This is a genomic window from Pseudomonas sp. AB6 (genome assembly GCF_034314105.1).
Lineage (GTDB): Bacteria > Pseudomonadota > Gammaproteobacteria > Pseudomonadales > Pseudomonadaceae > Aquipseudomonas.
This window is the reverse complement of sequence record NZ_JAVIWJ010000001.1, coordinates 2,189,715-2,215,897: the sequence shown is the minus strand read 5'-3', so window position 1 is coordinate 2,215,897 and position 26,183 is coordinate 2,189,715. Positions and strand designations below refer to the sequence as shown.

25 protein-coding genes are annotated in these 26,183 nt (G+C 56.6%); 12 read left to right on the top strand and 13 right to left on the bottom strand.

What is annotated here, in order from left to right:
- Positions 1–12 precede the first annotated feature (12 nt).
- Genes glcF through glcD form a run of 3 tightly spaced genes read right to left on the bottom strand, consistent with a single transcriptional unit; the run spans position 13 to position 3,823 of the window.
- A complete protein-coding gene (glcF, locus tag RGW60_RS10485; protein WP_322204434.1) occupies positions 13–1,230 on the bottom strand; it encodes a glycolate oxidase subunit GlcF in 1,218 nt (405 codons plus the stop codon).
- 2 nt (positions 1,231–1,232) lie between these two features.
- A complete protein-coding gene (gene glcE, locus RGW60_RS10480; protein ID WP_322204432.1) occupies positions 1,233–2,324 on the bottom strand; it encodes a glycolate oxidase subunit GlcE in 1,092 nt (363 codons plus the stop codon).
- The gene (gene glcD, locus RGW60_RS10475) at positions 2,324–3,823 is read right to left on the bottom strand and encodes a glycolate oxidase subunit GlcD (RefSeq protein ID WP_322204430.1); all 1,500 of its coding nucleotides are present in this window, start codon (positions 3,821–3,823) and stop codon (positions 2,324–2,326) included. Before glcD ends, glcE begins: the two co-directional genes overlap by 1 nt.
- 241 nt (positions 3,824–4,064) lie before the next feature.
- Between glcD and glcC the strand changes: the two genes are divergently transcribed.
- The 3 genes from glcC (at position 4,065) to hppD (ending at position 6,813) form a co-directional block, all read left to right on the top strand.
- A complete protein-coding gene (gene glcC / locus RGW60_RS10470) occupies positions 4,065–4,826 on the top strand; it encodes a transcriptional regulator GlcC (protein WP_322204428.1) in 762 nt (253 codons plus the stop codon).
- A 124-nt stretch (positions 4,827–4,950) separates the two neighbouring features.
- Entirely contained in the window at positions 4,951–5,583 is a 633-nt protein-coding gene (gene maiA / locus RGW60_RS10465; protein ID WP_322204426.1) for a maleylacetoacetate isomerase, read from the top strand.
- A gap of 141 nt (positions 5,584–5,724) precedes the next feature.
- Entirely contained in the window at positions 5,725–6,813 is a 1,089-nt protein-coding gene (gene hppD / locus RGW60_RS10460; RefSeq protein ID WP_322204424.1) for a 4-hydroxyphenylpyruvate dioxygenase, read from the top strand.
- 17 nt (positions 6,814–6,830) lie between these two features.
- On the opposite strand, the gene RGW60_RS10455 is transcribed toward hppD, so the two are convergent.
- On the bottom strand, positions 6,831–7,628 hold the full coding sequence (locus RGW60_RS10455; RefSeq protein ID WP_322204421.1) for an IclR family transcriptional regulator: 798 nt from the start codon (positions 7,626–7,628) through the stop codon (positions 6,831–6,833).
- Between the two features lie 194 nt (positions 7,629–7,822).
- On the opposite strand from RGW60_RS10455, the gene hmgA reads away from it, so the two are divergent.
- Together hmgA and fahA are read left to right on the top strand one after the other, a co-directional pair.
- Positions 7,823–9,130, top strand: a complete 1,308-nt coding sequence (hmgA, locus tag RGW60_RS10450; protein WP_322204419.1) for a homogentisate 1,2-dioxygenase — start codon at positions 7,823–7,825, stop codon at positions 9,128–9,130.
- On the top strand, positions 9,127–10,428 hold the full coding sequence (gene fahA / locus RGW60_RS10445) for a fumarylacetoacetase (RefSeq protein WP_322204416.1): 1,302 nt from the start codon (positions 9,127–9,129) through the stop codon (positions 10,426–10,428). Before hmgA ends, fahA begins: the two co-directional genes overlap by 4 nt.
- Positions 10,429–10,488: 60 nt before the next feature.
- On the opposite strand, the gene RGW60_RS10440 is transcribed toward fahA, so the two are convergent.
- Both RGW60_RS10440 and RGW60_RS10435 read right to left on the bottom strand, forming a co-directional pair.
- Positions 10,489–11,955, bottom strand: a complete 1,467-nt coding sequence (locus tag RGW60_RS10440; protein WP_322204414.1) for a D-aminoacylase — start codon at positions 11,953–11,955, stop codon at positions 10,489–10,491.
- Positions 11,937–12,938, bottom strand: coding sequence for a GlxA family transcriptional regulator (locus RGW60_RS10435; protein WP_322204413.1), 1,002 nt, complete (start codon positions 12,936–12,938; stop codon positions 11,937–11,939). Before RGW60_RS10435 ends, RGW60_RS10440 begins: the two co-directional genes overlap by 19 nt.
- A gap of 131 nt (positions 12,939–13,069) precedes the next feature.
- Here RGW60_RS10435 and RGW60_RS10430 point away from each other — a divergent pair, with 131 nt between their 5' ends.
- Positions 13,070–13,756, top strand: a complete 687-nt coding sequence (locus RGW60_RS10430) for a DJ-1/PfpI family protein (protein ID WP_322204411.1) — start codon at positions 13,070–13,072, stop codon at positions 13,754–13,756.
- A gap of 33 nt (positions 13,757–13,789) precedes the next feature.
- Here RGW60_RS10430 and RGW60_RS10425 read toward each other — a convergent pair whose 3' ends face one another.
- Complete coding sequence (locus RGW60_RS10425; RefSeq protein WP_322204409.1) at positions 13,790–14,548, bottom strand: SDR family NAD(P)-dependent oxidoreductase; 759 nt, start codon at positions 14,546–14,548, stop codon at positions 13,790–13,792.
- Between the two features lie 121 nt (positions 14,549–14,669).
- On the opposite strand from RGW60_RS10425, the gene RGW60_RS10420 reads away from it, so the two are divergent.
- On the top strand, positions 14,670–15,575 hold the full coding sequence (locus tag RGW60_RS10420) for a LysR family transcriptional regulator (RefSeq protein WP_322204407.1): 906 nt from the start codon (positions 14,670–14,672) through the stop codon (positions 15,573–15,575).
- Here RGW60_RS10420 and RGW60_RS10415 read toward each other — a convergent pair whose 3' ends face one another.
- Positions 15,576–16,196 (bottom strand): TetR/AcrR family transcriptional regulator, encoded by a 621-nt coding sequence (locus RGW60_RS10415; RefSeq protein ID WP_322204405.1) that lies wholly within the window; start codon positions 16,194–16,196, stop codon positions 15,576–15,578. It lies immediately after the preceding gene.
- Between the two features lie 180 nt (positions 16,197–16,376).
- Here RGW60_RS10415 and RGW60_RS10410 point away from each other — a divergent pair, with 180 nt between their 5' ends.
- On the top strand, positions 16,377–17,456 hold the full coding sequence (locus RGW60_RS10410) for an MBL fold metallo-hydrolase (RefSeq protein WP_322204403.1): 1,080 nt from the start codon (positions 16,377–16,379) through the stop codon (positions 17,454–17,456).
- Positions 17,457–17,536: 80 nt separating this feature from the next.
- Here the strand turns inward: RGW60_RS10410 and RGW60_RS10405 are convergent, their stop codons facing one another.
- Positions 17,537–17,683: a hypothetical protein gene (locus RGW60_RS10405; protein WP_322204401.1), complete on the bottom strand. Its 147-nt coding sequence runs from the start codon at positions 17,681–17,683 to the stop codon at positions 17,537–17,539.
- Between the two features lie 20 nt (positions 17,684–17,703).
- Positions 17,704–19,245, bottom strand: a complete 1,542-nt coding sequence (locus tag RGW60_RS10400) for an FAD-dependent oxidoreductase (protein WP_322204399.1) — start codon at positions 19,243–19,245, stop codon at positions 17,704–17,706.
- Positions 19,246–19,485: 240 nt separating this feature from the next.
- Between RGW60_RS10400 and RGW60_RS10395 the strand changes: the two genes are divergently transcribed.
- A complete protein-coding gene (locus RGW60_RS10395; protein WP_322206890.1) occupies positions 19,486–20,730 on the top strand; it encodes an AGE family epimerase/isomerase in 1,245 nt (414 codons plus the stop codon).
- A 79-nt stretch (positions 20,731–20,809) separates the two neighbouring features.
- Here RGW60_RS10395 and xth read toward each other — a convergent pair whose 3' ends face one another.
- Positions 20,810–21,598 (bottom strand): exodeoxyribonuclease III, encoded by a 789-nt coding sequence (gene xth / locus RGW60_RS10390; RefSeq protein ID WP_322204396.1) that lies wholly within the window; start codon positions 21,596–21,598, stop codon positions 20,810–20,812.
- Between the two features lie 264 nt (positions 21,599–21,862).
- Here xth and RGW60_RS10385 point away from each other — a divergent pair, with 264 nt between their 5' ends.
- Positions 21,863–22,090, top strand: a complete 228-nt coding sequence (locus tag RGW60_RS10385) for a hypothetical protein (protein ID WP_322204394.1) — start codon at positions 21,863–21,865, stop codon at positions 22,088–22,090.
- A gap of 32 nt (positions 22,091–22,122) precedes the next feature.
- Here RGW60_RS10385 and RGW60_RS10380 read toward each other — a convergent pair whose 3' ends face one another.
- The gene (locus tag RGW60_RS10380) at positions 22,123–22,638 is read right to left on the bottom strand and encodes a nucleoside 2-deoxyribosyltransferase (RefSeq protein ID WP_322204392.1); all 516 of its coding nucleotides are present in this window, start codon (positions 22,636–22,638) and stop codon (positions 22,123–22,125) included.
- 119 nt (positions 22,639–22,757) lie between these two features.
- Here RGW60_RS10380 and RGW60_RS10375 point away from each other — a divergent pair, with 119 nt between their 5' ends.
- Positions 22,758–24,434, top strand: coding sequence for a VRR-NUC domain-containing protein (locus RGW60_RS10375; protein WP_322204390.1), 1,677 nt, complete (start codon positions 22,758–22,760; stop codon positions 24,432–24,434).
- An 89-nt stretch (positions 24,435–24,523) separates the two neighbouring features.
- On the opposite strand, the gene RGW60_RS10370 is transcribed toward RGW60_RS10375, so the two are convergent.
- Positions 24,524–24,898, bottom strand: a complete 375-nt coding sequence (locus RGW60_RS10370; protein WP_322204388.1) for a hypothetical protein — start codon at positions 24,896–24,898, stop codon at positions 24,524–24,526.
- A 229-nt stretch (positions 24,899–25,127) separates the two neighbouring features.
- On the opposite strand from RGW60_RS10370, the gene pstS reads away from it, so the two are divergent.
- The gene (pstS, locus tag RGW60_RS10365) at positions 25,128–26,144 is read left to right on the top strand and encodes a phosphate ABC transporter substrate-binding protein PstS (protein WP_322204386.1); all 1,017 of its coding nucleotides are present in this window, start codon (positions 25,128–25,130) and stop codon (positions 26,142–26,144) included.
- Positions 26,145–26,183: the final 39 nt, after the last annotated feature.

The window sequence follows — 26,183 nt, the reverse complement described above, 5'->3', positions numbered from 1 at the left end:
GTTATTAGTCGATTAATGCAGCGCATCTTCGACGAGTTCAATCCAATGCCTGACCGGAGTTCGGCCGGCGCTGTCCAAATGGGTCTGGCAGCCGATGTTAGCAGTGACAATCACGTCCGGCTTGCCGCTTTCCAGCGCGTTCATCTTGTTGTCGCGCAATTGCTTGGACAACTCGGGCTGGGTAATAGAGTAGGTGCCGGATGAGCCGCAACACAAATGCCCGTCGGGCACGGCGGTCAGGTTAAAGCCTAGTCGGATCAGCACGCTTTCAACCGCGCCACCGAGCTTTTGTGCGTGTTGCAAGGTGCACGGGCAGTGAAACGCCAAGCGCACATCGCTGTTCACGCCAAGCTTTTCCAGCGGCTCCTCGCGCAGCACCTCCACCAGGTCTTTGGTCAGCGCGCTGACGCGTTGCGCTTTGCTGGCGTAGGTTGGGTCGTCCCGCAGCAAATGGCCGTAGTCTTTGACAAACGCGCCACAACCGCTTGCGGTTTGAACGATGGCTTCGGCGCCATTTTCAATACCGGGCCACCACGCATCGATGTTACGCCGGGCGCGGTTCAAGCCAGCATCCTGAGCATCCAAATGGTAGTCCACCGCGCCACAGCAACCGGCCTGGCTGATAGGGGTAACGCTAATGCCCAAACGATCAAGCACCCGAGCAGTGGCGGCGTTAGTGTTAGGCGATAAGCCTGGTTGCACGCAGCCTTCGAGCATTAACACACGCCTAGCATGCTGCGGGGCCGGGCGCAGGCGGGCCGGGTGGATATCTTTGGGCAGTTTGGCTTTCAGGGCGCTTGGCATTAGCGGACGGAATGCTCGACCTAACTGAATCAGCGTTTTAAACAGCGCCGCATTAGGAACCACAGCGCGTAACCCAGTGCGCAGCAACCGTTGATTAAGCGGGCGGGGCACCGCCTGATCAACCACCGCGCGACCGATATCCAGCAGGTTGTGATAATCGACGCCGGACGGGCACGTGCTCTCACAGTTGCGGCACGACAGGCAACGGTCCAAGTGAAGCTGGGTTTTTTCCGTGACCTCATTGCCTTCAAGCACTTGCTTGATCAAGTAAATGCGTCCGCGTGGGCCGTCCAGTTCATCGCCCAGCAATTGGTACGTCGGGCAGGTGGCATTGCAAAAACCGCAATGCACGCAGCTGCGCAGAATGCTTTCAGCCTCCTCAGCGCGGGACAGCTGTTTGGCTTTTTCGCTCAATGTCGTTTGCATGGTCAGATCTCTGCGTACATTCGGCCCGGATTGAAAATCCCCTTCGGGTCGAGTTGAGCTTTTAACTGGCGATGGTAGTGCAACAAAGGCGTGGCCAGCGGCTGGAACGGGCTGTCGATGGCGCCGTGGCTAAAGCATGTCACATGGCCTCCGTGTTTACTGACGACGGCGCGAATGTGCTCGGCGTCGGCATCGGATTTCAACCAGCGCTGAGCGCCGCCCCAATCGACCAACTGTTCTCCGGGCAATGCCAACGCACCGGTATTGTTCGGCAGCGACAGGCGCCACAAGGTTTGACCTTCATCGAAAAAGCTCAGGCGCTGCTCGTTGAGGTCGCTCCAGTACTGGGTGTCGAGCAATTCACCGCCGAGGCGATCGTGGGCTGCCGCTACCGAACCTTCCCCACCTTCGAGTCGTAATCTTAATACACGACCGTCATGGCTGGCGGCGCTGATCGGAATCGGCTGCTGGCCCCATTCGGCAAGCCTGCGCAGGGCATGTTCAGTGTCCATTTCCAAGGCGATACTGATGCATTTTCGCGGCTTTGGCAGAACTTTCAGCGACACTTCGGTCAGCAGGCCAAGGCAGCCAAAGCTACCGGTCAATAGCCGAGAGAGGTCATAACCGGCGACGTTTTTCATCACTTCGCCACCAAAGCGCAAATGTTTACCCAAGCCGGTTATCACCCGTGTACCCAGCACGAAGTCACGCACTGAACCCGACCATGGGCGGCGTGGCCCGGAAAGCCCGGTCGCCACCACGCCGCCAATCGTTGCGTCACCGATGCCGTTTTGGCTGAAGCTGGGTGGTTCGCATGGCAGCATTTGCCCAGCCGCTTCCAGCGCGGCGTTCAATTCGTGCAGCGGGGTTCCGGCGCGGGCGGTGATCACCAGTTCGGTCGGGTCGTAAGTCACAATACCGCGATGGGCGCGGGTATCGAGAATTTCTCCGAAGACTTCGCGACCCAAAAATGATTTGCTGTTACCGCCCTGAATCCGCAGCGGTGTGCCATTTTGATAGGCCTGATTGACTTGCTCCAGCAGCGTGGCGCTGGCGTCGAGATCAGGCTGGGTGTGATCTTTATGAGCGAGCATTAAAAACGCTCCAATTCTGGGAAGGGCAACTTGCCCATGTGTACATGCATGGCGCCAAATTCAGCGCACCGATGCAGGGTAGGAATATTTTTGCCGGGGTTGAGCAGGCCGCTGGGATCAAACGCCGCTTTCACCGCATGAAATAGGGTCAGCTCGTCGCTGTTGAACTGAGCGCACATCTGGTTGATTTTTTCGCGGCCGACGCCATGTTCACCTGTGATGCTGCCGCCGACCTTGACACACAGCTCAAGAATTTTGCCACCCAACGCTTCGGCACGGTCTAGCTCGCCGGGTTGGTTGGCATCGAACAGAATCAACGGGTGCATATTGCCGTCGCCGGCGTGAAACACGTTGGCCACCCGCAAGCCGTATTCTTCGGACAGCGCGGTGATGCCTTTTAGCACTCCGGGTAATGCACGGCGCGGAATCGTGCCGTCCATGCAGTAATAATCTGGAGACAAACGCCCGACGGCCGGGAAGGCATTTTTGCGTCCGGCCCAAAACCTGACGCGTTCGGCTTCATCCCGGGCCAGACGTACTTCGGTGGCACCGGCGTTTTCCAGCACTCGGCGAACCCGCTCGCAATCGTCATGCACGTCGGCTTCGACGCCGTCCAGTTCGCACAGCAAGATGGCTTCGGCGTCCACCGGATAACCAGCATGAATAAAATCTTCAGCTGCACGGATCGCCAGGTTGTCCATCATCTCCAGACCACCGGGGATAATGCCTTCTGCAATAATATCGCCTACCGCCCGGCCGGCTTTTTCCACCGAATCAAACGCGGCCAATAACACGCGTGCGACTTGCGGTTTAGGCAGCAATTTAACCGTGACTTCAGTGATGATCCCAAGCATGCCTTCGGAGCCGGTAAACAGCGCCAGCAGGTCAAAGCCCGGTGAGTCTAACGCTTCAGAACCGAGGGTCATGCGTTCGCCATCGACCGTGAGGATCTCGACTTTGAGCAGGTTGTGCACGGTCAGACCGTATTTTAGGCAGTGCACGCCACCGGCATTTTCCGCGACGTTGCCGCCAATGGAACAGGCAATTTGCGAGGAGGGGTCTGGCGCGTAATAAAGGTCGAACGGTGCCGCCGCTTGAGATATCGCCAGATTGCGCACGCCGGGTTGGACACGGGCGAAGCGCGCAGCAGGGTTGATTTCAAGAATTTGGTTGAAACGCGCCATTACCAGCAATACGCCTTTTTCCAGCGGCAATGCGCCACCGGATAATCCTGTGCCAGCGCCTCGGGCCACAACCGGTACCTGGCGTTGGTGACACAACTTGAGCAGGGTCTGTACTTGCTCGATGCGCTGGGGTAAGACCACTAGCATCGGCACGGTGCGATACGCAGACAAACCGTCGCATTCGTAAGGTTTGAGCTCTTCTTCGCGGTGGAGAATGTCCAAATCTGGCATCTGTTCGCGCAATGCCAGGTACAGACCGGCCTTATCAGAAGGGGGCAATACACCGTCGACGCGTTCGTCGTAGAGAATGTTCATGGTGGGCTGACAACCCTGTGTTGTTTTTTATTGGAGATCGTGTGGCTGATCCACTGACTTGCATCATTGGCTGTGAGCGCAGTACTGTCCATGACTTACGGAAGTGGTCGAACCAGTTTTTTTGACTGGAGAATCAATGTTTATTAAAAAAAATGCTGTTTTTCAAGTGGTTAACTTGCTGAATTGATAAAGGTGTTGTGATGTTTATGACTGGTCATACCAGTGGAGAGCAGGATTGAGTATGTCTTCTGTACCACGTGCGCCGCAGGTGGCCGATGTTGTGTGCGAGCGTATCGAACGCTTGATCGTCGACGGCGTGTTGAAAACCGGGCAGATTTTGCCGTCCGAGCGGCGTTTGACGGAGAAGCTTGGCGTGTCTCGCACGGCGCTGCGTGAAGGCCTGAAGTTGCTCCGCGCGCGGGGGATTATTGACACAGAGCAGGGTAAAGGTTCGTTCGTCGCGCAGCTGTCGGGCCATACCGCCACGTCGCCGCTGATGCACCTGTTCGGTTCGCAGCCGCGCACGCTGTACGACCTGTTTGAAGTGCGCAGCCTGCTGGAAGGGGAGTCCGCACGCTTGGCAGCCTTGCGCGGCACCGACGCCGATTTTGTGTTGATCACCCGTAGCTACGAAGCGTTGATCGCGGCCCACGGCCAACCGCTGGAGGCATCGGGGCATGCGCGACTGGATCATGCGTTTCACCTGGCAATTTGTGAAGCGTCGCATAACCCGGTGCTGGTCCAGACCCTGCGCTCGCTGACGGACCTGCTACTCAATACGGTGTTCGCTTCGGTCAACAATCTGTACCACCGTGAGCCGCAGAAGCGCCAAATCGACCGCCAGCATGCGCGACTTTATAACGCGGTTACAGGAAGGCTTCCCGAGCAAGCGCGCAAGGCGGCGATTGCGCACATTCAAAGCATCAGCGAGAACCTCAAGGAAATCGAGAACGAGGAAGATCGCTTGGTGCGCTCGACGTTGCGGTTGGAGGGGTGGACGTGATTGGCGACGCTTCCGGGGTGGGTCAGTATTCTCCCAACTTGACATCACCCCCTTGTCTCCATCAACTTACGCATTGCGTAATCAAATTACGAACATAAAAACGTGCAACGAAGCAGGCCGCCCCGTGGACTTATTTACCTATTACCGCTCAACCTCGAGTTATCGAGTGCGAATCGCTTTAGCGCTGAAGGGCCTGACGTACCAGTCGATTGCGGTTAACTTGATCCGCGACGGCGGTGAACAGCTAAAGCCTGATTACCTCGCCATTGATCCTCAGGGTCGGGTGCCTGCGTTGCGGTTGGACAGCGGCGAAGTGATCATTCAGTCGTCGGCTATCATTGAGTACCTCGAAGAGTGCTATCCGCAGCCGCCCTTGTTGCCAGCAAATTTGATCCAGCGCGCGCAACAACGGGCCGTTGCGGCCCTGATCGGCTGTGATATTCATCCGCTGCACAATGTCTCGGTGTTGAAGCGCTTGCGTGGGTCGGGAAGCCCGGAGCCGGAGGTGATCGCGTGGATCGACCACTGGATTACCGAGGGTTTCAGCGCTGTCGAAGCGCTTATAGGCGAAGAGGGGTTTTGCTTCGGTGAACCGGGGCTAGCCGACATATTTTTGCTGCCACAGCTGTACGCCGCTCGGCGCTTCAACGTCGATTTGACCGGCTATCCGAAGATCTGCCGAGTCGAGCGCCTGGCGTTGCAACATACTGCTTTCCAGTCTGCGCACCCCGATGCGCAATCCGACAAGCCAGAGTGATCCATTCAACATGAGAGTCCTGGGCTTACAGCTGATTTTCGGCGATTTTCTCGCCCGCAGTGTACGCGGCATCTCTTGCGCGCCGCCTTTGTAGAGAACGATTCGTTTTTGTTTTTTCTCTCTACTGCAAGGAGCCATGTCATGGCTGATCTCAACACTGATGTATACGAGAACCCGATGGGCCTTATGGGCTTTGAGTTTATCGAGTTTGCTTCGCCGATTCCGAACGTTTTGGAGCCCGTGTTCCAGATCATGGGCTTCACCAAGGTTGCCAATCACCGCTCGAAAAACGTTTCGCTGTACCGCCAGGGCGAGATCAATATCATCCTCAACAATGAACCCCACAGCGTCGCGTCTTATTTTGCGGCCGAGCATGGCCCGTCAGTGTGCGGCATGGCGTTTCGGGTCAAGGATGCGCAACAGGCTTACAGCCGCGCCTTGGAATTGGGCGCTCAACCGGTAGAAATCGCTACGGGACCAATGGAACTGAGGCTACCGGCGATCAAGGGCATTGGTGGTGCACCTTTGTACTTGATCGACCGCTTCGGTGAAGGGACCTCGATTTACGATATCGACTTCAACTTCATCGAAGGCGTGGAGCGCCACCCGGCCGGCGCCGGCCTGAAGTTCATCGACCACTTGACCCACAACGTGTATCGCGGGCGCATGGCGTATTGGGCGAACTTTTACGAGAAGCTGTTCAATTTCCGCGAACTTCGTTATTTCGACATCAAAGGCGAGTACACCGGCCTGACCTCAAAAGCCATGAGCGCGCCGGACGGCATGATCCGTATCCCGTTGAACGAAGAGTCGTCGAAAGGCGCTGGTCAAATCGAAGAGTTTTTGATGCAGTTCAATGGCGAAGGCATCCAGCATGTCGCGTTTTTTACCGACGACTTGATTAAAACCTGGGACGCCTTGAAAGCCATCGGCATGCGCTTCATGACACCGCCACCAAGTACCTATTACGAGATGCTCGAAGGGCGTTTGCCAAATCACGGCGAGCCGCAGGACCAATTGCAAGCCCGCGGGATATTGCTCGATGGCTCGTCAGACGGCAGCGAGCGACGATTGCTGTTGCAGATATTCTCGGAAACCCTGATGGGGCCGGTGTTCTTCGAGTTCATCCAGCGCAAAGGCGATGACGGTTTCGGCGAAGGCAACTTCAAGGCGTTGTTTGAATCCATTGAGCGCGATCAGGTCAGGCGTGGGGTGCTGACGGCTGACTAAGCCCCACGCTAACCACCCTACAGATTTAAAAGCTGAAAACTGCCACCCATTCTCAGGCTTATATCCTGGGCAGTTTTCAGCAGTTTCTGCGCGGCCTGATCTTGCGCCTCTCCGTTGAACCCCGAAGCCGATCCCACCACTGTAACCACTCCCGCCAGCTTGTTGCCCATGGCGAAAACCGGTGACGATACGGCATTCACTCCCGCCATCAACATCCCGTGAATCTGATGCACCCCAGTGCTGCGGATGTCCTTGAGGTGTTTTACGACGTCTTTCAATTGCCGGGCATTCAGTTGGGCTGACTCCGGCTCACGCAGCGCCGCTGTTTCATTGGCCGGTAGAAAACTGTTGAACACCAAGCCAGTGGAAGAGCTGAGCAGTGGCAGCACCGAGCCGATCTGGGTGACCAGCGTCACCGCGCCTATGGACTGTTCGACGTAGACCACGGTGGGTCCTTTATTGCCCCATACCGCGAGAAAGCAGGTTTCGTTGAGGTCATCACGCAACGCGCAAAGGTGCGGCGCAGCGGTTTTCAATACGTCCAGTTGTCCGAGCGCCGCCAGCCCCACCAGCAAGGCTTCACGCCCCAGGCCATAGTGGTTGGTGACGGCGTTTTGTTCGGCGAAACCGCTGGCGACTAACGCTTGCAGGTAACGATGAACCTTGCTCGCCGGCATGCCCACATGCTCAGCCAATTTCGACAATGAGGTCGCAGGCGCCAGCTCAGCCAATGCTTTGAGAATGCCAACACCGACTTCAGCCGCTTGGACTTTTTGCTGACGTGCGCCTGCTGGACTTTCGATTTCCGCTGTCATGAACAAGTACGCGCCGGTCTGGGAAGGCTGCTTTATAGCTTGACCTCATCACAAACTCAAATTACGTTATGCGTAATTCAATTACGTTAAAAGTCTTGAGAGCCACCTGGGTGGCGCTAGGGCTTACGCGGTGTGTCAGTTTCTGCCGCTTTGCCAACAAGACGGTATCTACAGAATCTTCTACAGAGGTCGAGATGCTCACAGCCCACTCTTTTGAATCCTTGGCCTACCAAAGCGGCTTCGGTAATGAGTTCAGCAGCGAAGCTCTGCCCGGCGCGTTACCGCGCGGGCAGAACTCCCCGCAGCAACATTCCCATGGTCTGTACACCGAGCAATTTTCCGGTACAGCGTTCACCGTGTCGCGTGCCGAAGCCCGTCGAACCTGGTTATATCGAATCAAGCCATCGGCGGCACACCCCCGTTTTGAGCGCTTGCTGAGGCAGATTGTCGGGCAACAGCTTGGCCCGATTACCCCTAACAGGCTGCGCTGGGGCGCGTTCGAAATCCCGTCAGCGCCCACTGATTTCCTTGATGGCTTAATCAACCTTGCCAGCACGGCCGCGGCGGATCAGGTCGAAGGCGTAAGTGTGTATGTCTACTGCGCCAACCGCTCAATGGACCGCGCGTTCTTCAATGCTGACGGTGAATGGCTGATCGTGCCCCAAGTTGGTCGCTTACGAGTGATCACTGAATTGGGCGTGCTGGAGATCGAGCCGCAAGAAATTGTCGTGCTGCCCCGTGGTTTGAAATTTAGTGTTCACCTACTCGACGCGAGCGCCCGCGGCTATGTTTGTGAGAATCATGGCTGCGCGTTGCGCCTGCCGGATCTGGGGCCAATTGGCAGCAATGGCTTGGCTAATCCACGGGATTTTCTGACACCTGTTGCGCAGTTCGAAGACCGAGAGGAGCCAGTACTGCTGGTGCAGAAATTTCTCGGCGAACTGTGGGCTACGCAACTTGATCATTCGCCGTTCGATGTGGTGGCGTGGCATGGCAACAACGTGCCGTATAAGTACGATTTACGCCGTTTCAATACCGTGGGTTCGGTGAGTTTTGATCATCCGGACCCGTCGATCTTTACCGTGTTGACCGCGCCCAGTTCAGTTCAGGGTCAGGCCAACGTCGATTTTGTAATCTTTCCGCCGCGCTGGATGGTTGCTGAAAAAACCTTTCGGCCACCGTGGTTCCATCGCAATCTAATGAATGAGTTCATGGGGTTGATTGAAGGCGCTTACGATGCCAAGGCCGAGGGTTTCATCCCCGGCGGCGCGTCGTTGCATAACTGTATGAGCGCCCACGGGCCGGATAATGCCACCGCAGTAAAAGCCATCGCTGCCGAATTAACGCCGCAGAAAATCGACAACACCATGGCGTTCATGTTCGAGACCGGCAAAGTGCTGCGTCCTAGCCGCCATGCCCTCGACTGCCCGCAACTGCAAACTGACTACGATGCCTGTTGGTCAGGCATGGCCAAAACCTTTGATTCGGGAACCCAAGCATGACGTCTCCATCGAATACCCTTAGCTGGGTGATCTCGGCCAACGGCCACAGCGATTTCCCGTTACACAACTTGCCGCTGGGTGTGTTCAGCCGAGACGGTCTGAGCAAGCGCGGTGGCGTGGCCATCGGCGAAATGATTTTCGACCTGCGAGCAGCATTAAGTGCGGGCTTTTTTAACGGCGTCGCCTTTGATGCTGCAGAAGCCGCCAGTCGTGATCAGCTCAATGACTTTTTTGCCTTGGGTTCGCCTGCCCGTAGGGCGTTGCGCAATGAGCTGTTGCACTTACTCGACCATGCGAGCCCGCAACTTTCCCGCTTGCAGCCCTTGGCTGAAACCTTGCTGCACCCCATGGCCGACTGCGTGATGCATGTACCAGCGCGCATCGGTGATTACACCGATTTTTACGTTGGTATCCATCATGCGATGAACGTCGGCAAGCTGTTTCGCCCGGATAATCCGCTGCTGCCCAACTACAAATACGTGCCTATCGGATACCACGGTCGTGCGTCGACCATTTGTATTTCAGAGACCCCGGTCAAACGTCCTAACGGCCAGACCTTGGCCCCGGGCGCGACGGTTCCCGAGTTTGGCCCGAGTAAACGCCTGGATTACGAACTGGAAATGGGCGTGTGGATAGGTCCGGGTAATGCGTTGGGCGAGGCAATCGCCATCGGTGATGCTGCCGAGCATATTGCCGGGTTTTGCTTACTTAATGACTGGTCGGCTCGCGACTTACAAGCTTGGGAATACCAGCCATTGGGGCCGTTCTTGTCCAAGAGCTTTGCCACCAGTATCTCCGCCTGGGTAGTGACGGCAGAGGCTTTGGCTCCGTTTCGCACCGCGCAACCGGCGCGACCAGCGGGCGATCCGCAACCTTTGCCGTACCTGTTCGACGCTGGCGATCAACGGGACGGGGCATTGGATATCGAACTGGAAGTGTTGCTACTCACCCAGCAGATGAAAGAGCAAGGCATAGCGCCTCAGCGTCTGGCCTTGAGCAATACGCAAAACATGTACTGGACCGTCGCACAAATGGTGGCGCACCACAGCGTCAATGGGTGCAAATTGCAGCCAGGTGATTTGTTGGGTACCGGGACGTTATCCGGGCCGCACGTGGGGCAGTTTGGTAGCTTGCTGGAAATCAGCGACGGCGGAAAAACCGCGCTGGCATTGGCCAGCGGTGAATCGCGGCGCTTCCTGGAAACCGGCGATGAAGTGATCTTCCGCGCGCGCTGTCACCGTGAAGGTTATGCGTCGATTGGCTTTGGCGAATGTCGAGGTGTTGTGCTCGGCGCTTGAATGGAGTGCCTTTTGAAATGGCCTTCGCAGGCCAGCCTGCGAAGGAGCTAAGCAGGGGAATCAAAACTCGCGGTCAAACCCAATATTCAACGACCCGCTGCGCGGCAAGAAGCGTCCTTGCCGATTGCCTTGGACCTGCCCTTCGGCGTAGCTCAACTGACCATTGACCCACACGGCATCAATCCCCTCGGCGGCGCGTTGTGGGTCATTAAAGTCGGCAACGTCACGGATGCGTGTTGGATCAAACAGGACCAGATCGGCCCAATACCCTTCGCGAATTTCTCCCCGCTCATGCAAGCCAAAACGTGCCGCTGAAAGACCGGTCATTTTATGTACGGCGGTGTGCAACGGGAACAGGCCCAGGTCGCGGCTGAAGTGTCCCAGCACTCTAGGAAACGCGCCCCACAAACGCGGATGCGGAAACGGGTCTTCGGGCAAACCGTCAGAGCCAATCATCGATAACGGGTGCGCCAGAATACGCTGCACGTCGCTTTCGTCCATGCCGTAATACACCGCGCCCGCAGGCTGCAATGTGCGTGCGGTGTCCAGCAATGAAAGGCCCCACTCATTGGCGATGTCGATCAAATCGCGACCGCCTTGATCAGGATGCGGCGTCGACCAAGTAATGGTAATGCGGAAGGCGTCGGTGACTTGTTTGAGATCAAGCGTCGAGGAACTGGCGGCATACGGGTAACAATCGCAGCCTACCGGGTGGGTGTGTGCGGCGCTTTCCAGTGCAGCGAGCAGTTGCGGACTGCGGCCCCAATTACCGGCACCAGCGCATTTCAAGTGCGAAATCACTACCGGCGCTTTGGCGTGACGCGCAATGCGGAACGCTTCGTCCATCGCCTCCAACACGGGCTCAAATTCACTGCGTAAATGCGTGGTATACAGCGCGCCGAATGCGGTCAGCTCTTCGGCCAGTTGCAGCACTTCGTCGGTGTCCGCCGAAAACGCCGAGGCGTAAGCCAAACCTGTAGAAAGCCCCAGTGCACCGGCCTCAAGGCTTTCGCGCAACTGGGTACGCATGGCAGCGATTTCCGCCGGGGTGGCGGTGCGGTGCAGATCATCCAGATGGTTGCTGCGCAAGGCGGTATGACCGATCAGCGCCGCGACGTTGACGGCGGGGCGGGCGGCGTCTACTGCCGCGCGGTAATCGCTGAAACGCGGGTAAATAAAAGCAGCGGCGGTGCCCAGCAAGTTCATCGGGTCCGGCGGCTCAGCCAACAGACTCACAGGTGAAGCACTGATTCCGCAGTTGCCAACGATCACCGTGGTGACACCTTGGCTGATTTTCGGCAGCATTTGAGGTGTGCGAATAACCACGGTGTCGTCGTGGGTGTGGACGTCGATAAATCCCGGTGCCAATACCCGGCCATTGGCGTCAATTTCGTCCTTGGCCGACACATCATCGAGCTTGCCAATACGTTGAATTCGGCCTCCATGGATGGCCACGTCGGCAGGGTAGGCCGGACTGTTGCTGCCGTCGATGACCAGTACGTTGCGGATCAGTAAGTCGTAGAGCATGTCTGTCTCCCTGTGGTCGAAAACCGTTCACGGTACGCCTGAGGTGTAATCGCGACGGATCTTAAAAAGCTGCGGCGCAATGTTTCTTCAGTGCCAAATCCACAGCGGTTGGCAATGCGTTTGATCGGCAGGACGCTATCACTCAGCAGGCGCCGTGCAGCTTCTACGCGAAGCTGTTCGATAGCCCGCGCCGGGGTGCTTGCTGTTTCGGCGCGGTAGTGACGGACGAAACTGCGTTCACTCATGCCGACCCGTTCGGCAAGGACGGCGACTGATAAGTCGCCGCTGAGGTTGTCGGCAATCCAGGCATGAAGTTCAGCGAAGCGCCCGGCGCTTTTCTGTAACGCAAGGGTCGCGCTGAACTGCGATTGCCCACCGGGACGTTTAAGGAATACCACTAGATGTCGAGCAATGGCCAACGCCAATTCCTGGCCCAGATCCTCTTCCACTAGCGCTAACGCCAGATCAATGCCCGCTGTCACCCCCGCCGAGGTCCAGACCATACCGTCGTTGATGAAAATAGGATCAGGCTCTACTCGCAGTGCTGGATAGCGCAGCGCCAGTTCATCGCAACGGCTCCAATGCGTAACCACCCGCCGTCCATCCAGCATCCCGCCCGCCGCCAGCAAAAACGCACCGCTGCACACCGACGCCAGTCGCCTTGCCGTTGTCGCTTGCCCACGTAACCAGCTCAGCAACTCCAGGTTTTCAGCCGCCGCATTAACGCCCCGACCGCCCGCGATGATCAAAGTATCGGAGGGGTCATCAGCTCCGGGCAACGGCGCGGTCAGCAATCCCAAGCCTGCCGATGAAACCACCGAGTTCGGTTCGGCGGCGATCACCTGAAGTGCGTAAACCAGGCCACGGCCTTGCTTGCGCATCAAGTCGTTGACCGTGGCAAATACCTGCAGCGGGCCGCAAACGTCTAGCAATTGCACGTCGGGAAAGGCCAGCAGATGCACGGTTTTAAGTGGGGTGGTCATGGCAGGCTCCGCGCCAACGAAGCATGTTGGCGGAAAATGTGGGGTGTCTGGCGTATCTGCCAAAGGCTAGCGGACTACAGTGGTTTCGTCCATCACCCACACCACGGCATACCCAGAGAAGGAGACATCGCATGGCGCTTCACATCGGTTTACTGGTATTTCCTAACGTGCAACAGCTGGACCTGACCGGGCCCTATGAAGTATTCGCGTCGTTGCCTGACGTGACCGTGCACCTGGTTTGGAAGACGCTTGCGCCGATTCGTTCCAGCACCGGACTGACCCTAATGCCCGATACTGTTTTTGAAAGCTGTCCGCCTCTGGACGTGATTTGTATTCCTGGGGGGAAGGGTGTCGATGCGTTGATGGAGGACGCCGAGACGCTGGCGTTCATTCAACGTCAGGCGCAGGGTGCGCGCTTTGTGACCTCGGTCTGCACTGGCGCATTGGTGTTGGGAGCGGCGGGTTTGTTGCGGGGCCGGCGCGCGACCACGCATTGGGCGTCACACGGATTGCTCGAAGCGCTCGGGGCGGTTCCGGTGCAGGCGCGGGTGGTTCGTGATGGCAACCTGATGACGGGCGGAGGGATCACGGCGGGGATCGATTTCGCGCTGACCTTGGCTGGGGAATTGTTCGGTGCGCTGGAAGCCCAAGCCACCCAACTGCAACTGGAATATGCGCCTGCGCCGCCGTTTAATGCAGGGCATCCCGAGACGGCGCCCGCTGAGGTGCTGGCGTTGGCCGTCAAACGCGGTGCGGCGTCGCTGGCCAACCGTCAGCAGGTGATAGCGCGGGTTGCCGCCAGACTGCACAGCGCCTGAGCCTTCAGCGCCGCCGGGCTCAAGAACACTCAATCACAGGAAAACGCCACCGGAGGCTTCGATGCGCTGACCGTTGACCCAACCGTTGCCATCGGCCAATAGCATGGAAATTGCACCGCCGATGTCGTCAGGCAAACCCACCCGGCCTAACGCGGTGCCAGAGGCAATATGTTGATTAACCTGTGGATTGTCACGTACCAATCCGCCGCCGAAGTCGGTAGCGATAGCGCCCGGCGCCAAGGTGTTGACCCGAATACCCCGTGGCCCCAGCTCTTGCGCTTGATAACGGGTCAGCACTTCAATACCGCCTTTCATTATTGCGTAGGCCGCTTTGCCGATCATGGAAAAGCGGGTCAAACCTGAGGAAATATTAACAATCCGGCCCTGGTCCGCAATCATCGGGAGCAGACGTTGAGTCAGGAAAAACGGACCTTTGAGATGAACATTCATCATCTGGTCGAATTGCTCTTCACTGGTCTCGGCGAAGCTGGCGTCTATACCGGTACCGGCGTTGTTGATCAAAAAGTCGAATGAATCCCGAGAAAAATTGCTGTTGAGCGCGTCACTGACCAATGAGGTAAACCCAGCAAAAGTGCTGCTGTCGCCGACGTCCAGTTGCAGCATGACGGCGCGGCTGCCGAGGCGCTCGATTTCCTTGGTAACGGCTTGAGATTCAGTGGTGTTGCTGTGAAACGTACCAATGATGTCGATGCCTTGGGCCGCCAAGTGCAGGGCGGTGCTTTTGCCGAGGCCACGGCTGGCTCCGGTGATGAGTGCGATTTTACGGGTCATTGTGTGTTCCTTTTGCGCAAGAGTGATGCGGTGGACGTAGTGTATTTATCCGCCGCTTCATGATAAATAGGGCTAAATCGGAATCACTGATCGAATATTTCGAACAATCCAAGGGTTGGCGATGAACAAACTTGAATTACTGAAAACATTCGTCAGGGTCACCGAGCTGTCGAGTTTTACTCAAGCCGGGGAAAGCCTGGGCCTGCCGCGATCAACGGTTTCCGAGCACGTGCAGGCGCTGGAAGTCTTGATGGGCACGCAGTTATTGCACCGCACCACCCGCAAAGTGCAGGTTACCCAAGACGGTTTGGTGCTGTATGACCGTAGCAAAAGTTTGCTGTCGAACATGGACGAACTCGAAGGTTTATTTCGACAGGAGGGTGCGGTATTGGCCGGACGTTTGCGGGTGGACATGCCCAGTTCATTGGCACGCAAATTGTTTATGCCACGGCTGCCTGAGTTCGTTCGCCGTCATCCGCAAATCGATCTGGAAATCAGCAGCACCGATCGTCGGGTTGATCTAGTGCGGGAAGGGTTTGATTGTGTGTTGAGAGTGGGCGCACAACCGGATCAATCGGTTATCGCTCGGTCGATTGGGCGGGTCACGATGATCAATTGCGCGAGCCCGAGTTATCTACGCGCGTATGGGGTGCCAATCGCCCTCGAAGATTTGGCCCAGCATCGGCTGGTTCATTACGTGGGGGTTTTGGGCGCACGCTCCGATGGGTTTGAATACCTGCACAACGGTAAAGTGCGACGGCTGCCTATGGCGGGCTGTATTACGGTCAATAACACCGAAACCTACGAATCCGCCTGCCGTGCGGGCCTTGGTCTGGTGCAGGTTCCACGGATGGGCGCGCGCGAGTTTCTGGCCAGCGGCGAATTCGTGTCGATATTACCTGATTACGTGCCCGCGCCAATGGAGGTGTCGCTGCTCTACGCCCGGCAGCAGCACGTACCGGAGCGGCTGAGAATTTTCATGCAATGGCTTGAGGCGTTGTTTCGCGAGTATGTGCAGGAGACTTAATTACTGGGCTGTCGGGATTTCATACCACCCCAGAAACAGGCTCAGCGTGGATTCCATCACCGATTCTTGAGCGCAGGAAGCCAACGTTTCAGCGCCTTGAGTGATCTGTGGCCAGAAGGCAAACGCTTTTATCAGGGCGTGAATCTGGGTCGCGGCGAAGCTGGGGTCAACGGCTTTGAAACGGCCGTCCAGTTGCGCTGCGCGGATCCAGGCAGTGAAGCTTTCTTCCCGTTCATTTAGGCGTGAGACCATGTTTTGCGCGCGCTCTGGAGAATGAATTGTGGCAGCAATAGCCACGCGCGCCAGATCAATGAAGTTGCTGTCAGCCAGCGTTCGCATTTTTGATTCCAACAATGCCTTGAGTTGATCGCGTAGCGGGCGCTCGGGGTGGTAAGTCATATCTTGCAGATCGGTACTGCTGGTCCATAGCCGTTGCAGAATTTCGGAGAACAGTTCCTCCTTGCTCGGAAAGTGGTTGTACACCGTGCGCTTGGAGACTTGTGCCACTGCGGCAATTTTGTCCATGCTGGTGACGTCGAACCCATTGACGCGAAATTCGGCAATCGCCGCCAAGACAATGGCTTCACGTTTACGGTCGGTCAGGCGCAGGGGAGCTTTCATAAAAATTCGCTTCAGACGGGCGGATTGAAAAATTTACACTTTGCAGTTTACTTGTCACCCGGGTTGTTGCAAGCTTAAAACTACACTGTGTAGTGTAGTTGTTCCCGCTGGACACTCTACCTGTCATCCTCGTTCGTCAAGATCCAGGAATCCCGTCCTGCTCCTTGGAGTCAGCTTCTCATGACCAAGACACCGCAATTCGTTAAAGTCGCCGCCCCTATGTTGGATTCTTTTCAGCAGGAAGGGCGCTACCGTAACCACGCCCCAACACACCGATTGGGATTTCTGAAAACCCTGCGTTTATTTTGGATGGCGCTTTTTGGAAAGCCTTCGCACACCCGCCCAGCGGGCGACATCCCGGTGCAACCGCTGTCCCGTCAGCAACTGCTAGCGGCGCCTAATAACAGTGTGTTCCGTTTGGGTCATTCAACGGTATTGCTCAAGCTGCGTGACCAGTTCTGGCTGACTGATCCGGTGTTCGCTGAGCGTGCATCTCCCGTGCAATGGGCCGGCCCGCAGCGTTTCCATCAGCCACCCATCAGTCTCGACGAACTGCCGCCGATCAAGGCTGTGATTCTTTCGCATAACCATTACGACCACCTCGATCACATGGCAATCAAGGCGCTTATCCACAAAACCGAACACTTCCTGGCGCCTACAGGGGTGGGCGACACCTTGATTGAGTGGGGCGTGCCGGCAGAGAAAGTGCAGCAACTGGATTGGTGGCAATCCACTGAAGTGGGTGGCTTAACCTTTGTGGCCACGCCATCGCAACACTTTTCCGGGCGTACGTTGCTCGACGGCAATAGAACGTTATGGGCATCGTGGGTGATGGTCGATAACAACCAGAAAATCTTCTTCAGCGGGGACAGTGGGTATTTCAACGGTTTTAAACACATCGGCGACCGCTTTGGCCCATTTGACCTCACGCTGATGGAAACCGGCGCCTACAACGTCGACTGGCCCGATGTCCACATGCAGCCCGAGCAAACACTGCAAGCGCACATTGATCTGCGCGGGCGTTGGCTCTTGCCGATTCACAACGGCACCTTCGATTTGGCGATGCACGCCTGGCATGAACCGTTCGATCGCATCCTGGCGCTGGCTTGGGAAAAAAATATTGCCATCAGCACGCCGCAGATGGGCCAGCCGTTCTACCTGGATTATCCCACCCGCGGGCATGCCTGGTGGTTAGGGGTTGAAGGGGTGGTTGAGACAAGTCCAGGCAATGCGGAGCGTCACGGGATTCGGGGTTTGTAGGAACTATCATGTTTGAGGGGGAAACTCCGCGTGCTGCAACAGGGCTTCGTACCAACGATTCACCGACAATCCCAATCCGCCTATGTCGAGGAAAGGTCCTTGGGATCGGGTGGGGTAGCGGGGCGCGGTTTTTCACCCTGTTGGTTGAGCTTTTTATTGTGTTCGCCCACATCACCGACCTCTTTTGGTGTTTGAGTAGTGCCGCTGCGTTTGGTCGTTTGAATCATGCTAGGAGCCTCTATGGTGGTTACTGGCTAAGAGAGCGAATCAATCGCCGCGCTTCATCGACCGCTAGTGGCTGCTTCATTCGTTCGGCAAATAACGCCATCGCCCGTTGATATTGGCAGGCGACGATGGCAGCAACCATACCGTTCTGGCTTAGCAGGGCGATGAAGTTGTAGTGTTCCGGCGAGCCTTCAAAGACGATGTCGTCCCACGTTTCGGCGTGGCCCAGGTAATCGAAGCGTTTGCCAAAGTGGTAGGTCCAGAAAAACGGCACGTCGGCGTATTGTTCATGAGCGCCTAGCATGTTGTGCGCCGCGATCCGCGCCTGTTGTTGGGCCAGTCGCCAATGTTCGATGCGATGCGGCTTGCCAGACAATGGGAAGGTAACGATGTCGCCTGCTGCCCATAAGCCCTCGGCGACTTGCATGCCCCCATCCACTCGTAGGGAACCGTCGTGTTCTCGATTGACGCCCTCGACCCATTCAATCGCCGGGCTGACACCGATACCGATCAGGGCTAATTCAGCTTGGAGCCGCTCGCCGGTATCGAGTACCACCGACGCAAGATGCCCAGCGCCTTCAAAACGTGTCACGTCCACGTGGGTACGAAACAACACGCCGTTTTGTTCATGCAAGTGACGAATAGCGCGCCCGATACGTTCGCCAAATTGCGCGCTGAACGGTGCTTGATGCCGCGCTATTACGGTCACCGACATCCCGCGTTTGCGCAACGCCGAAGCCGCTTCTAACCCAATAAAGCTGTCGCCGATAATCACCGCTTGAGCGCAAGGAGGCGCTGCGTGCAAGATCCACTCTGCGTCCTGTCTTGTGCGCAGTAGCAACACCTCTGGCAACTTGGCGCCGGGCACGTCCAGTGAATGGGGTTCTGCGCCGGTGACCAACAGCGCAGCGTGGTACTCAAACGGCTGCTCACCTGTCTCATTCAGGCGCACGGTCAAGCGTTTGCTGGCAACCTCCAGCCGGGTGACCTCGCCATGAATTCGCTCGATACGGTGCTGGCGGTAAAAAGCTTCATCGCGCAGGGGCGGGATTTTGTCCGGTTTCATTTCCCCAGCGATGACAAACTTACTTAGCGCGGTGCGGTCGTAACCGGGTTGGGCCTCACGGTCGATCAACAGCAGGCGACCGCCAAAGCCTTTTGCCCTTAATGCAGACGCCGCGGCGGTCCCAGCAGCCCCAGCGCCAATAATTGCAAAGCAGCGTTCATCCTTCACAACGGCGGCGGACGTCAGTAGGGGGTTGTCGTCGATTCGCACTTCGCCATCCACTACATACGCCGGGTAGCGCTTCAGGTTATCCAGAGCGGGTGGTTCACATAACGTGCCGTCTTCGATGGCAAATGTCCCTTTGTGCCAGGGGCAAATCAGCCTGCCGTTGCACACTGCTCCATCAACTAGAGGCGCGCCGGCGTGGGGGCATAGAGCTTGATAAGCACGGACCTCATCGCCAAGCCGCAGCAACAAAAATTTCTGCTCGCCAATTTCGACTTGGGTACCCCCGTCATGGCTTAGGTCGGCGAAACGGGCGACTGGATGTAGGGCCATGAGCATTCTCCAGGAGGTTGTTCCCCTTATGAGTCAGCGTCTTGGGTGAGGTTCAGTGAAAATGACCGTTGCCTGCCTGGAACTCGGCTACGTTCGTCGGAGAAGCGCCCCTACCTGAACGGTGACGCTGGGTGACATTCCCGCGCTTGCACCCGGCCAGTCTCGGCACGCATGATCTGGCCTTTGCTGACGGCTTTACCGTCAGCTGCCGAATCTGCTGTCACGGAGGCACTGTTGTCGATGGAAGAGGTTAGTCGCGGTTTCAGCAGCTGGTTGAAGGCGCCGGGCCACGCGGATTGGTTGTCGCGGGAGGGCAATCGACTATTGGCGTTTGCCAAGGCCGCAAAACTACCGCAAGGTTTCGGCAATCTGGATGATGAAGGGCATCTGCCCGAGCACGCCCAGGCCGAAACCATGAACACGGCGCGCATGACTCATAGTTTTGCCTTGGCGCACATCGCCGGTATTCCAGGCTGTGCCGCGTTGATTGATCATGGCATTGCGGCGCTCCGTGGCCCGCTTCGCGACGCCGAGCATGGCGGCTGGTTCGCCACTCCGCTGGCCAGTGGCGCTGATGACGCAAAAGCTGCCTATTTGCATGCGTTCGTCGCACTGGCCGCCAGCTCGGCGGTAGTCGCCGACCGCCCCGGCGCATCTGAATTGCTGGCGGACGCTATAGATGTGTTGGAAACGCATTTCTGGAGCACAGAAGAGGGCGCCTTGCGAGAGTCCTTTGCCCGCGACTGGAGTCATGAAGAGGCCTATCGCGGCGCTAACAGCAATATGCACGGCACCGAAGCTTTTTTGGCACTGGCCGATGTCACTGGCGACAGCAAATGGTTGGACCGTGCTCTGAGTATTGTCGAAAGGGTGATTCATACCCATGCTGCTGCCAACAGCTTTCAAGTGGTGGAGCATTTCAGTCTGAATTGGCAGGCTCTGCCTGATTACAACCAGGACAACCCGGCGGACGGTTTTCGGCCTTTCGGCACGACCCCGGGCCACGCTTTCGAATGGTCACGGTTGTTGCTGCACCTTGAAGCGGCACGCCAACAAGCGAAACTGCCGACGCCGCATTGGTTGCTTGAAGATGCCACGTTATTGTTCAAAGGCGCTTGCCAGAATGGCTGGAATGTCGACGGAGCTCCTGGCATTGTCTACACCCTGGACTGGCAAAACCGTCCGGTGGTGCGTCACCGTCTGCACTGGACTCACGCTGAAGCCTGCGCGTCAGCAGCGGCGTTGTTGCAGCGTACCGGCGAAAAACAGTACGAGGACTGGTATCGGCTGTTCTGGGAATTCAACGAAACCTTCTTCATCGACCGCATAAATGGCAGCTGGCTTCACGAGCTAAACCCACATAACCAGCCCAGCGCCGATATCTGGCCCGGCAAACCAGACCTGTATCACGCGTACCAAGCGACGCTGTTGCCCTTGCTGGCACTGACACCCAGCCTGGCCATGGGCCTCGCTCGGATTAGGTGAGCTCAAAAGACCTTAATTTTTCAGGCGAAAATTCGTTGGCCAGACCTGTGCTCGCCAAGGGCGCTTAGAGTGAGGCGTGTCACTCATCAATCGTCAGTTCAACCCATGTTGGCGCGTGATCGCTGGCGTGGGGCAGGTCTCGCGGCCAGCGGTCGACGCCAGCGTTTTTCAATCTTGGCGCAAGCTCGGCGTTGAGCAGCAGATGGTCAATGCGCAAGCCAGAGTTAGTTTCCCAGTGTTTGCGAAAATAATCCCAGAAGGTATAGATCCGTTCATCCGGGTAGTGGGTGCGCAGGGCATCGGTCCAGCCTTGAGCCAGCAGGCGTTGGAAGCATTCGCGGCTTTGCGGCTGTAGCAGCGCATCTTTTAGCCATGAACGGGTGTTGTAGATGTCTTGATCGGTGGGTATCACGTTGTAGTCACCAGCCAGCACCACCGGGTGGCCGCTGTCATACAAGCCCGCAGCATGCTCGATCAGCTTTTGGAACCAGTGCAATTTGTACTCGAATTTTGCCCCCGGCTGGGGATTGCCGTTAGGCAGGTATAAGCAGCCAATGATGATCCCATGCACGGCAGCTTCAAGATACCGGCTGTGGGTGTCGTTTTCATTGTCCGGTAACCCGCGACGAATCTCTAGCGGGTCCATCCCTTTGGCGAGAATGGCCACGCCATTCCAAGACGATTGCCCGTGCCAGACCGCCCCATAACCCGCCTCCCGAACGTCATTGATAGGGAACGCCAAGTCGGTTGCTTTCAATTCCTGCAAACACACTACATCCGGTGCTTCACGTGCCAGCCACTCCAACAGAATGGGCAGGCGTGCGCGAATGCCATTGATATTGAACGTAGCGATCTTAAGCAGGTTCATGGGCTGGTGTCTCAGATGGGTTCTCAGTGCTTTGAGGTGCCGCCGCGAGAGATTCAATGCGTTGCACTGCCCATTGCGGTCTTTTTGTCCGTTAGTGAACACTTGCCAGGCAAGCCGCCGCCGTTGACTTTGCGCTTTGGTGGCTACTTGTTACCGGCGGCACCGTCCATGCTTTAGGTGCTGCGTAACAGCAAAGGGCTTTTTAACGCCACCTGATGGGCTTAACCTGTGGTCAAATCTCAGTGATCGAGGGAGACACACCCGATGAACGCAAACGCCTGCGCAGACACTCACATCCAGCCATTACCTTTTCAATTGGGCGGCGATCAATCGCCGCTTAACGATGCCGACGCCGATGAAGACGACAGTTACGGCGGCTACGGCGGCGACGTCGATCTTGATCTGGAAGACCTGAGACTTGAAGAATTCAGTGACTCAGACAAACTCGACTCGACCCATGGCGGTGACGTTGGGTCGTCGTCATTGAGCTAAGATCGTTGTGCTGCCTGGGCGACGACGCGATTTCAAACAGCGCCGCCTTTAGCCATATGCCGCGCCATGTCGATCACCGCTTCTTCGGCCGTTGCACTCACACCTGCCCAACTGCAGGCCAGCATCAAATTGCGCGGCAGGCCGAAGTCTTCCACCATAAACCCATCTGCATCAAACCCTTGCGGGTCATGACTTACCAATTCGCGCAGCGACCCGATCGGGTCGAAATAAGCCCACACCGGTTTACCCAGTGCTACCGCCATCCCGACTTCGAATGCGGTGCCCGAGTCCGGCTCCAGGCCGCGAAACACGTTTAAATTGGCCAATACCCCTTCGCAGCGCCTGAGCATGACGATGTTCATTGCACAGATCTGTTGTGCAGTGGCCTCTGGCGTTCGATCTTCGGTGACTTCGTTATCGAAGGGGTACAAACCCTCTATTCCCTGATTCGCGCACAGAGCTTTGAGGTAGTGGCCGTGCTCAATGGCGTCTGGCCTGAAAACGTCGAAGCCCGCTAGATAGATTTGCGGTGCCGATAATTTTTTCATATCAAATACCTTGAATTTTTCGCCTTGCGTCGATTCTAGCTTGCCGCCGTGGACGTGCGCTGTTATCTGTACGGATAACCAGTATCGGCCAATGTAAATCAGCTTTGTGAATAACTTCCGTGAACAGTACTCCCCTAGACAACCCGTTTTATTACCTCGTCAATTTTCAGCGCGTGCTGGAGTGGGTCGCTGAGCGTTACGCCGATTTGCTGGACAGCGCCGAGCGCCAGTTCATCAGCGACTTTATCGATCTGCCTCAGAACGCTCAAGGCTTGCTAGTACGAATGGTAATGCGCAAGGGCACACTGTTTCGCGCCAGTAAATTGAGCTACACAGAGATTGGCGACCCAGCGGCGGCCGTGCAACCGTTGCTGGAAAATGGCTGGGTAAACCCGCGACCCCTAACTAGCCTGGATGAGCTCTTCGGGCTGTTGCGCAAGGCCGAGGTCGTTACGTGTTTTAAGGCGCATGGATTAAAAAATACTGAAAAAAAAACCGTAATGCTTGAACAGTTACATGGCCTTTATCCCGAAACGCAAACGATTGATCAGTGGCACAGCACGTTCAATGAACCGGTGTACGGCCTTACTGTCATGGCGCTCTGCGAACGGTTACGGCTGTTGTATTTCGGCAATTTGCACCAAGAATGGTCGGAGTTTGTGCTCGCCGATCTAGGGGTTTACCGCTACGAAAAAGTCGAATTCAGCGCAGAATCTCGCGGTATCAATGAACGCGCAGACATCGACACCTGTTTGCAGCTGCACCTATGTCGGCAAACGTTGGAGCTATCACTGACGGTGGAAACGCTGACAACTTTGGCCCAGCAAGCGCTCGCGGTCGAGAGTCGCAGTCCGTGGCTGAATATGCGCCGAGCCAAGCTGCTGTTCCAGATAGGTCAACGGGCCGAACGGTTGCAGGACTGGGCGCTGGCCTTATCGGTTTATGAGCAGGGCAATTACCCCGGTGCCCGACTGCGACGGATTCGGGTGCTGGAACGCAGTGCTGACGTCCTAGGGGCCATGGCATTGCTCGAGAGCGCCCAAACAGCGCCTGAAAATGCTGCCGAGGCTCAGGGCTTGTTACGCATATTGCCGCGACTACAACGCCGGTTGGGTTTGCAGAGCCCGCGCCGACGCCGTGCCAATGTGCTGAGTCGTCTTGATATAACGGTGCCTCAGAACCTGGAGCTAAGCGTTGAGCAAATGATTCAGCGGCACTTGGCCGATGATGCCGGACCGGTTTACTACGTCGAAAATACGCTGATTAACTCGCTGTTTGGATTGCTCTGTTGGTCGGCCATCTTTGCTCCGCTACCCGGGGCGTTTTTTCACCCGTTTCACAGTGCGCCCAGCGATCTGTATAGCCCTGATTTCTATCAACGCCGAGCAACATTGTTTGACGATTGCCTGCGACAGCTGGATTCTGGGGCGTATCAGACTACTGTTCGCCAACACTTCCAAAACAAACAAGGCCTGCAATCGCCGTTTGTATTTTGGGGCACATTGACTGAAGAGCTGTTAGACCACGCGTTGCAGTGCTTGCCCGCCGAGCATCTGCGCCGATGGTTTCTGCGGTTGCTGATGGACATCAAAGCCAATCGCACGGGCATGCCCGACCTGATCCAGTTTTATCCGGCCCAGCAGCGTTACCGCATGATCGAAGTCAAAGGGCCCGGCGACCGTCTACAGGACAATCAGTTGCGTTGGCTGGATTTCTGCACTGAACATGGTATGCCAGTGGTGGTGTGTTACGTGCAATGGGCAAAAGAGTCGCTGGCCATATATCCGGCAGCCTGAGCACCGGTTCTTTTTCATTAAGCCCACTACGACAATGACCTGGAAGCACCAGTTCTTGCACACGCTTATGACAGCCTCGATCATCTCTACTACGTTTCAAAACGGGTCGCCCTAGTGCAAAAGTGACCCGTTTTTACCGCAAAGTAGTTACTTGCTACCGCTGCCACCAGCCCCCCGGCGCCCCCTCCACCACCCGCGCCACCGCCGCCGCTTCCACCCATACCGCTGCCATTACTTGCGCCGCCGCCCTCGGCACCGCCGCCATTGCCTTTCATCGTCCCCATACTATTGGCCCCTGAACCATTAGAGGTGCCATTGGGGACTTTGCCATTTTCCATCGACGCCGGTGTTCTAGGCGCGTTGTCTTCAGGATCTGTGGCCCCGGTGGAGGAACTGGTGGCTGCGAGAGCCGCAGTGGAAAGCAGAGCTGCCAGGACCAGGGCGGTGATTTTTGTATGGATCATGATTGTAGTCTCGTAGTTTTAGGTTGGTACAGAACGTTGGTCCTTCTGTGCAATTAATAGGTGCCAATAAGCCGACCAGCGGTTTTGGGTAGCGTAGAGCGCTCACTACGGGTATTTTGCACTACCGTGAATTACTGTCATCAAGCGGAAATATTTAAAGCATTAAATCGTCACGGCTCCTTACTTGTGGGCTAACCACAAAATCCCCCCTTTCTGAGGTGTTGCCGTCATGTTGCTGACTAAAAACCGTCTGTCGCTTTTGCTGGCTACGTTGTGCCTGAGCGGCATGGCACACGCGACTGATGTAACCGGTGCAGGTTCGAGTTTTGTCTTTCCGGTGCTTTCCAAGTGGTCTCAGGACTATGGCAAAACTTCGCCGGATCGCATCAACTACCAATCGATTGGATCGGGCGGCGGTATTGCTCAGATCAAAGCTGCAACCGTTGATTTCGGCGCTTCCGATGCACCGTTGTCTGCCGAAGACCTGCAGGCTGCTGGCCTTGGTCAATTCCCAAGCGTGATCGGCGGTATTGTTCCGGTGTTCAACGTTGAAGGCGTAGAAGCCGGTAAGTTAAAGCTTGACGGCGAAACCTTGGCCAAGATATTTCAAGGCAAAATCACCAAGTGGAACGATCCAGCCATCGTTGCGTTGAACTCGGGCATCAAACTGCCAGATGCCAACATCACTGTGGTTCACCGTTCAGACGGTTCCGGCACCTCGTTCAACTTCACCAATTACCTGTCCAAAGTCAGCCCTGACTGGAAAGCGGGTCCAGGTTTCGGTACCGCAGTGCCATGGCCGGTTGGTGTAGGTGGAAAAGGTAATGAAGGTGTTGCGGCATACGTCAAGCAGATCAAAGGTTCGATCGGCTACGTTGAATATGCGTACGCTTTGACCAACAAAATGAACTCTGCTCAATTGAAAAACGCTGCCGGCAAGTTTATTGAGCCTAACGCTAAAGCTTTCCAGGCCGCTGCGGACACTGCCGATTGGGCCAGTGCCAAAGACTTTAACCTGATCATGACCAACGCACCGGGCGACAATGCGTGGCCGATCACGGCAACTACCTGGATTATCATGTACAAAAAAGCGAAGAACGCCGAGCAAAGCAAAGCGGCGTTCGACTTCTTCAAGTGGTCTCTGGAGCACGGCCAACAACAAGCTGCCGCTCTAGACTATGTCGCGCTGCCGGGTTCTTTGGTTCAACGGATTGAAGGCTACTGGAAATCTGACTTCAACCATTGATTTGAAGCCTTTGGCTCCCTCTCGCCCTGCCGTCTAGGT